General features: G+C 39.9%; 6 protein-coding genes. 5 read left to right on the forward strand and 1 reads right to left on the reverse strand.

From position 1 onward, the window contains the following. Positions 1 to 21 precede the first annotated feature (21 nt). Positions 22 to 837: a UDP-2,3-diacylglucosamine diphosphatase gene (locus tag AC1W6K_RS10105; RefSeq protein WP_481720603.1), complete on the forward strand. Its 816-nt coding sequence runs from the start codon at positions 22 to 24 to the stop codon at positions 835 to 837. Further along, positions 789 to 1,931, forward strand: a complete 1,143-nt coding sequence (locus tag AC1W6K_RS10110; RefSeq protein WP_481947387.1) for a glycosyltransferase family protein — start codon at positions 789 to 791, stop codon at positions 1,929 to 1,931. The genes AC1W6K_RS10105 and AC1W6K_RS10110 overlap by 49 nt, the downstream gene beginning before the upstream one ends. Positions 1,932 to 2,015: 84 nt before the next feature. On the opposite strand, the gene AC1W6K_RS10115 is transcribed toward AC1W6K_RS10110, so the two are convergent. Next, on the reverse strand, positions 2,016 to 3,473 hold the full coding sequence (locus AC1W6K_RS10115; protein WP_481947388.1) for an inorganic phosphate transporter: 1,458 nt from the start codon (positions 3,471 to 3,473) through the stop codon (positions 2,016 to 2,018). A gap of 229 nt (positions 3,474 to 3,702) precedes the next feature. Between AC1W6K_RS10115 and AC1W6K_RS10120 the strand changes: the two genes are divergently transcribed. The 3 genes from AC1W6K_RS10120 to AC1W6K_RS10130 form a co-directional block, all read left to right on the forward strand. After that, positions 3,703 to 4,623, forward strand: coding sequence for a metallophosphoesterase family protein (locus tag AC1W6K_RS10120; protein WP_481947389.1), 921 nt, complete (start codon positions 3,703 to 3,705; stop codon positions 4,621 to 4,623). Between the two features lie 12 nt (positions 4,624 to 4,635). Next, complete coding sequence (locus AC1W6K_RS10125; RefSeq protein ID WP_481720611.1) at positions 4,636 to 5,547, forward strand: N-acetylneuraminate synthase family protein; 912 nt, start codon at positions 4,636 to 4,638, stop codon at positions 5,545 to 5,547. A 5-nt stretch (positions 5,548 to 5,552) separates the two neighbouring features. After that, positions 5,553 to 6,224, forward strand: a 672-nt coding sequence (locus AC1W6K_RS10130; protein WP_481947390.1) for a sterol desaturase family protein, incomplete at its 3' end; no start/stop codon positions are given.

Raw genomic sequence — 6,224 nt, forward strand, 5'->3', positions numbered from 1 at the left:
TTGTTAAACGAAATACATGCCATGCGGCCAACTTACAAGACAATCGTCATCTCCGACTTACACTTAGGGAGTAAAGGAGCAAAAGCCAAAGAAGTAAATGATTTCCTACGCGCAAATTCTTGTCATCAACTGATTCTCAATGGAGACATCATCGATGGCTGGCAATTGAAAAAGGGAGGTTCTTGGAAAAAGAAACATACCGGATTCTTTCGCGCCGTCCTTAAAATGATGGACCGTTTTGATACGGAAGTTATTTATCTGCGCGGTAACCACGATGACTTTTTAGATCAGATTCTGCCTTTGAAAATTGGGAAGCAATTTTCGATCCGACAAGATTACATGCTATCTACGCATGGCAAAAAGTACTTTATCACCCACGGCGATATTTTCGATAGCATCACAAGCCAAATGAAATGGCTAGCTTATCTAGGGGATATCGGCTACACGTTTTTATTGTGGCTGAACAAGTGGTATAACCAATACCGCACTTGGCAAGGCAAACCCTATTATTCTTTATCTCAAGTTATCAAGCAAAAGGTTAAGGCAGCCGTGAATTTTATCTCCGATTTCGAGGAGAAATTAGCGGAACTAGCGAAAGCAAAAGGTGCCGATGGCATTATTTGTGGACATATTCACAAAGCAGAAATCAAACAAATAGACGGAATCACCTACATGAACTCAGGGGATTGGGTAGAGTCTTTAACCGCACTAGTGGAAACACATGAAGGTGAGTGGCAATTAATTGATTACCCAGCTATTGACATATCTAATGATTTAATAGAAATTTTATGGGAAGGTTCATCTTTACCGTCCAAGGCGAAGGTCGCGGCCATTTAACGCAAGCGATCTCCTTAACTCAGATTGCCCAGGAAGCTGGGCATGAAGTAGTCGGTTATGCCGTTGGTTCATTCCAAGGAAGGAAGATTCCACCCTTTTTTGCCCAATTTATAGGTAACACCCCCCTCATTCAATACGAAAGTCCATCCATCAATTACGGCAAAGGGAAGTCGGTGCAACTCGGAAAAACTGCTTTTCAAGCGTTCTCGAAATTTGGTACCTACTGGAAAAGCGCGGCCCAATTAGGTGATTTCATTGACGCATTACAACCCGATGGAATCGTTAACTTCTATGAATCAATCACCGGCTTATACAACCTAAAATCAGGTTCTAAGATTCCCTGTATGTCGGTAGGTCATCAATACCTATTGCTAAGTGACCATTTTGAAACGATTCCAGAAAAAGCGGTAGATCGTTTTTTACTGAATATCAACACCAAGATTACGGCGATAGGTTCTAGCAAATTATTGGGATTGTCCTTCCGTTTTATGCCAAATGACCTCAAACGCAATATCATTACCGTTCCCCCTTTATTACGCCAAGAAGTTAAAGCAATCCAACCGCAATCAGGAGAAAGGTGGTTGGCCTATTTAACACATTACCGACTAGCGGATGAAATCATGGCTTGGTCGTCACTAAATCCTGAGGTGAAATTGGATTGTTTTTGGGATAATCCTACGCGCAAAACAGCATACCAATTTTCAGATTCGTTGACCTTCCATCCCATAGATGCCGAAAAATACCTAATCAAAATGACACACTGTGCGGGGTTAATTTCAACTGCAGGGTTTGAGTCGGTAGCTGAGGCGATGTACTTGGGCAAACCTGTCATGATGGTTCCTGTACCGAATCACATTGAACAAATGATTAATGCGCATGATGGGGAATTATCTGGTGCCGGGGTTCAGGCGCGTAGCTTTGACCTAACTATTTTTAAAGACTATTTACCGAAGCATACCTCGGTCCAAGATACCTTCCAGCACTGGGTGACGCAGGCAAATTTTGCCTATCACATGACAGATTTAATTCGTAAACCAGCAGCAGATGCTACATTCAGTCCCCGGAATGAAGAGGGCTTATCCACAAGCTGGTAAAAGAGCGTTTAATTTAATGATGAAGTAAAAACAAAAGCCGAAGGAATATTTCCCTCGGCTTTCTTGATTTATGAACTGTTTTACTTACCCCGAAATCCAGCGGAAGAAAACAAATAGGGCTGCGGAAAGTATAATGGTAACAGGAAGCGTTAAGATCCAAGCCATCACAATATTTTTAACCGTACCTCCTTGCAAATTCTTAATGCCGCGATTGGCAACCATCGTACCTGCGATACCTGATGATAATACGTGTGTTGTACTTACTGGCCATTTATAGGCCGTCGCTAAACCAATAGTTAAGGATGCGATTAATTCAGCAGAAGCTCCTTGGGCATATGTCAAATGGTTTTTACCAATCTTTTCTCCGATAGTCACTACAATTCGTTTCCAGCCAACCATCGTGCCAAGACCAAGTGATAACGCAACAATCCACATCACCCAAGCGGGAGCGAAATCGGTAACGCCAGCCATTCCACTTGATGAGCTAGAACCGAAGCTAAAGAAAGGAGCTTTTTTACCGGCAGTCGCTTTTTGGAAAGCATTCAAATCAGAGGGAGATAGCGCAACAGATTCACTTTCAATCAACTTCTTCGAATTTTTATTGATGGTCAAAGCTGCTTTACGGATATCAAATTTTTGTGCAGTCGTCATATTAGCTGCCGTCAAGCCATCCGCTAATATAACTTTCAATTCAGCACTCGATTGGAGCACTTTATGGTAACTCTCAACTTCCTTTTCTGACAAGGGAAGCGTATCAATTTTAGCCACAATTTGCTGAACCTGAACTAAGCTAGATTTCACTTCAGGAATATTCAAATTTGTATTCACCGCAAAATACCCGGGTAAAAAAGCAATCAAAATAACCATGACTAAACCAATCCCTTTTTGGCCATCATTCCGTCCATGGAAAAAAGAAACCAGGGTACATGTAGCAACTAAAATAGCGCGAATCCACATCGGTGGCGGTGTGTCTTTTTTAGGCTCTTTGAATATATCCTTATTTTTAACGGTTTTTTTCAAAATGTACATCAGGATAATGGCTAAAGCAAAACCAAAAATTGGAGATAATAGCAACGCCTGACCAATCTCAATAGCCTTATCCCAGTTGATGGCCGAAATACCTTTATTCGAATTTTCGGGCAACAAGGCATGCCCTACCCCAATACCAATAATAGACCCGATTAACGTATGTGAACTAGACGCTGGAATACCTAAATACCAGGTACCTAGATTCCATAAAATGGCGGAGAATAAAAGCGCGAGTGCCATCGCCATGGAATGATACACATTGGAATCAATGAGCAGTTCGGTGGGGAGGAGCCCAATAATACTCATGGTGACACCAACACCCCCCGTTAAAAGTCCCAAGAAGTTCATAAAACCTGACCAAACAACGGCTTGCGACGGCTTTAAGGAATGCGTGTAAATAACAGTTGCTACCGCATTGGCTGTATCATGAAAACCGTTTACAAATTCGAATGCACATGCCGCTAACAAGCAGAAAAATAGCAAAAATAAAAGGGTGGGATCTAATCCAAACATATGCTTTCGATGAAGGTAATTCTAAAAATTAAAAACAAAAATATAATAATCTTTATACTTTGGCATTAAGGAATTGTTAAATGCCTCATTTTAGCAGATCCTGCCCTCAATATGACCAAATTATTACTCACTAGTCTTTAATTATAACAAATCCATAAAATTCAAGAAATACCCCAATAATGCAAATTGCCGACTTTTGCATTGCACTAAGAACTTAAACAGTTCTTTAATGAATAGAAGAACTTTATTACATCAATTTAGCTTTTTAGCAGGAGCATTAAGCTTACCTCAACTGGGTCAAGCCAAATCAACAACCCCTCAAAAACCCTTTCGCATTGCTCACATCACTGATGTGCATATCATGCCGTTGATTGGTGCAGCCAAGGGATTTTCAAAATGTTTGGAACATATCCAAAATTTGCCTGTAAAACCTGATTTAATATTTAATAGCGGAGACGCCATTATGGATGCCCATCGCGGCGGACGCTCTGTTGCTGAAAAACAATGGAAGCTTTGGAATGAAGTTGTAAGTAAAGAACTATCAACGCCTATAATTCAATCGTTAGGCAATCATGATATTTGGGTTAAAAACGAATCCCCCCAGGCAATTTTAGATGGTAAGAAGTGGGCGCTAGATGAGTTAAAAGAATCTAAAAGCTACTTTTCCAAAGATCTTGGGTTATGGCATTTGATAAGCCTCGACAGCATTAGCCCGAATAATAAAGGAAAATGGTATACAGGAAAATTAGATGAAGAACAAATGGATTGGCTAGAAAAGGAGCTGGATTCCATTTCTACTCTTAAGCCAATCATGATCGTATCGCATATTCCTATTTTGGCTGCATGTATATTTTTTGATGGAAATCGTTTTGAAAAAAATCAATGGAATATTCCTGGTCGGTGGATGCATGAAGATGCGAGTCAATTAAAAGACTTATTTCTAAAATACCCCAATGTAAAACTGGCAGTAAGCGGTCATATTCATTTACTTGATCGTGTTGAATACAACGGCATAACCTACTGTTGCAATGGTGCAGTCAGTGGCGCCTGGTGGGCTGGGAATTACCAACAAACCCAACCGGGATATGCCGTTATTGATTTATACCCCAACGGACATTTTACAAACACATATATAAATTATCAATCTTAATCAACATCGTTTATGAAAACAATAACCCTAAATTCAGGAAAACAACTCGGTTTTGGAAAACCATGTTATGTGATAGCAGAAATCGGTATCAACCACAATGGATCCTTGGAAACTACAAAACAATTAATTGATGCGGCTGTTGAAGCAAAAGTAGATGCCGTGAAATTTCAAAAACGTACCCCTGAAATTTGTGTGCCAAAAGATCAATGGGAAATTATTCGTGAAACTCCATGGGGGAAAATGACCTACATAGATTATAAAAGAAAAACAGAATTTGGTATTTTAGAATATTCCGAAATTGACAATTACTGCAAATCAAAAGGGATTGATTGGTTTGCATCTGCTTGGGATGAACCATCTGTCGATTTCATGGAGCAATTTGAACCTGTTATGTACAAATTAGCTTCCGCATCTTTAACAGATGACTCGCTTATTCGTAAAATTTGTGCAACAGGTCGCCCAATCATGATTTCAACGGGTATGTCACGTATAGACGAAATCACTTTTGCCGTTGAATTAATTCGCGAATATGGAGATTATCCATTAATGATTGCTCATGCGACTTCAGCCTATCCTTGTAAACCCGAAGAATTAAATCTGCGCATGATTCATACCTTACAACACATGTATCCTGATTACATCATAGGTTATTCTGGTCATGAAACAGGCTTGAGTACGACCGTTTCTGCCGTGGCTATAGGTGCACAGTTTGTAGAACGTCACTTTACACTTGATCGTGCGATGTGGGGATCTGATCATGCAGCGTCGGTAGAACCACAAGGATTTGTGCGTTTAGTCAAAGACATCCGTGATACTGAATTAGCACTAGGTGATGGCGTTAAAGTTGTTTACGAAAGTGAAATCGGACCAATGAAAAAACTTCGCGTTAACATCACCGAAAATCGCTTAGTCGATACACTGTAATCCATATGACGTTTAGCGTAACACAAATTTGTTCGCTTTTACTCGTAGCGGGAACTATCACACTTATTTACTTGGAAAGGAAATTCCCCTACCGTAGGGGAATTCCTTTTTTTAGAGATGGTTTTTGGACAGACGTAATAGGCTATACAATTATCCAAAGCTTCCTATTAAAAATTGTCATTTTTGACTACATCATTTTACCCATGCAAGGTAGAATGACTTGGGACGGATTGCCTCAAATTTCCACTTGGCCAGTATTACTGCAAGTATTATTCTTTTTAATTACGCATGACTTCTATATCTATTGGTTTCATCGGTGGCAGCATGCCAACAAGTTTTTATGGCGTACCCATGAGGCGCATCATTCAAATGAACAAGTAGACTGGATAGCAGGCATGCGATCACATACTGTCGAAATTATTATCAATCAAACGGTTGAATTTTTACCAATTATTATTTTGGGGGCTGACCCTGTAGTTATTCCTATAAAGGGGTTAATCGATGGGCTTTGGGGGATGTTGATTCATGCGAATATCAATTTCAGTTTTGGAAAACTTAAATATATTCTGAACGGCCCTGAATACCATTTATGGCATCATGCGGATCATCAAGATGTTTTTCACGCGAATTTTGCAACGAAATTTAGTATTTGGGATACGATTTTTGGAACTTTATAC

It is taken from the genome of Aquirufa sp., assembly GCF_964796385.1.

Excerpts from the sequence above, each read along its gene's own strand:
- AC1W6K_RS10105 (WP_481720603.1), top strand. The coding sequence starts at position 22 with ATGCGGCCAACTTACAAGACAATCGTCATCTCCGACTTACACTTAGGG.
- AC1W6K_RS10110 (WP_481947387.1), top strand. The coding sequence starts at position 789 with ATGGGAAGGTTCATCTTTACCGTCCAAGGCGAAGGTCGCGGCCATTTA.
- AC1W6K_RS10115 (WP_481947388.1), bottom strand. The coding sequence starts at position 3,473 with ATGTTTGGATTAGATCCCACCCTTTTATTTTTGCTATTTTTCTGCTTG.
- AC1W6K_RS10120 (WP_481947389.1), top strand. The coding sequence starts at position 3,703 with ATGAATAGAAGAACTTTATTACATCAATTTAGCTTTTTAGCAGGAGCA.
- AC1W6K_RS10125 (WP_481720611.1), top strand. The coding sequence starts at position 4,636 with ATGAAAACAATAACCCTAAATTCAGGAAAACAACTCGGTTTTGGAAAA.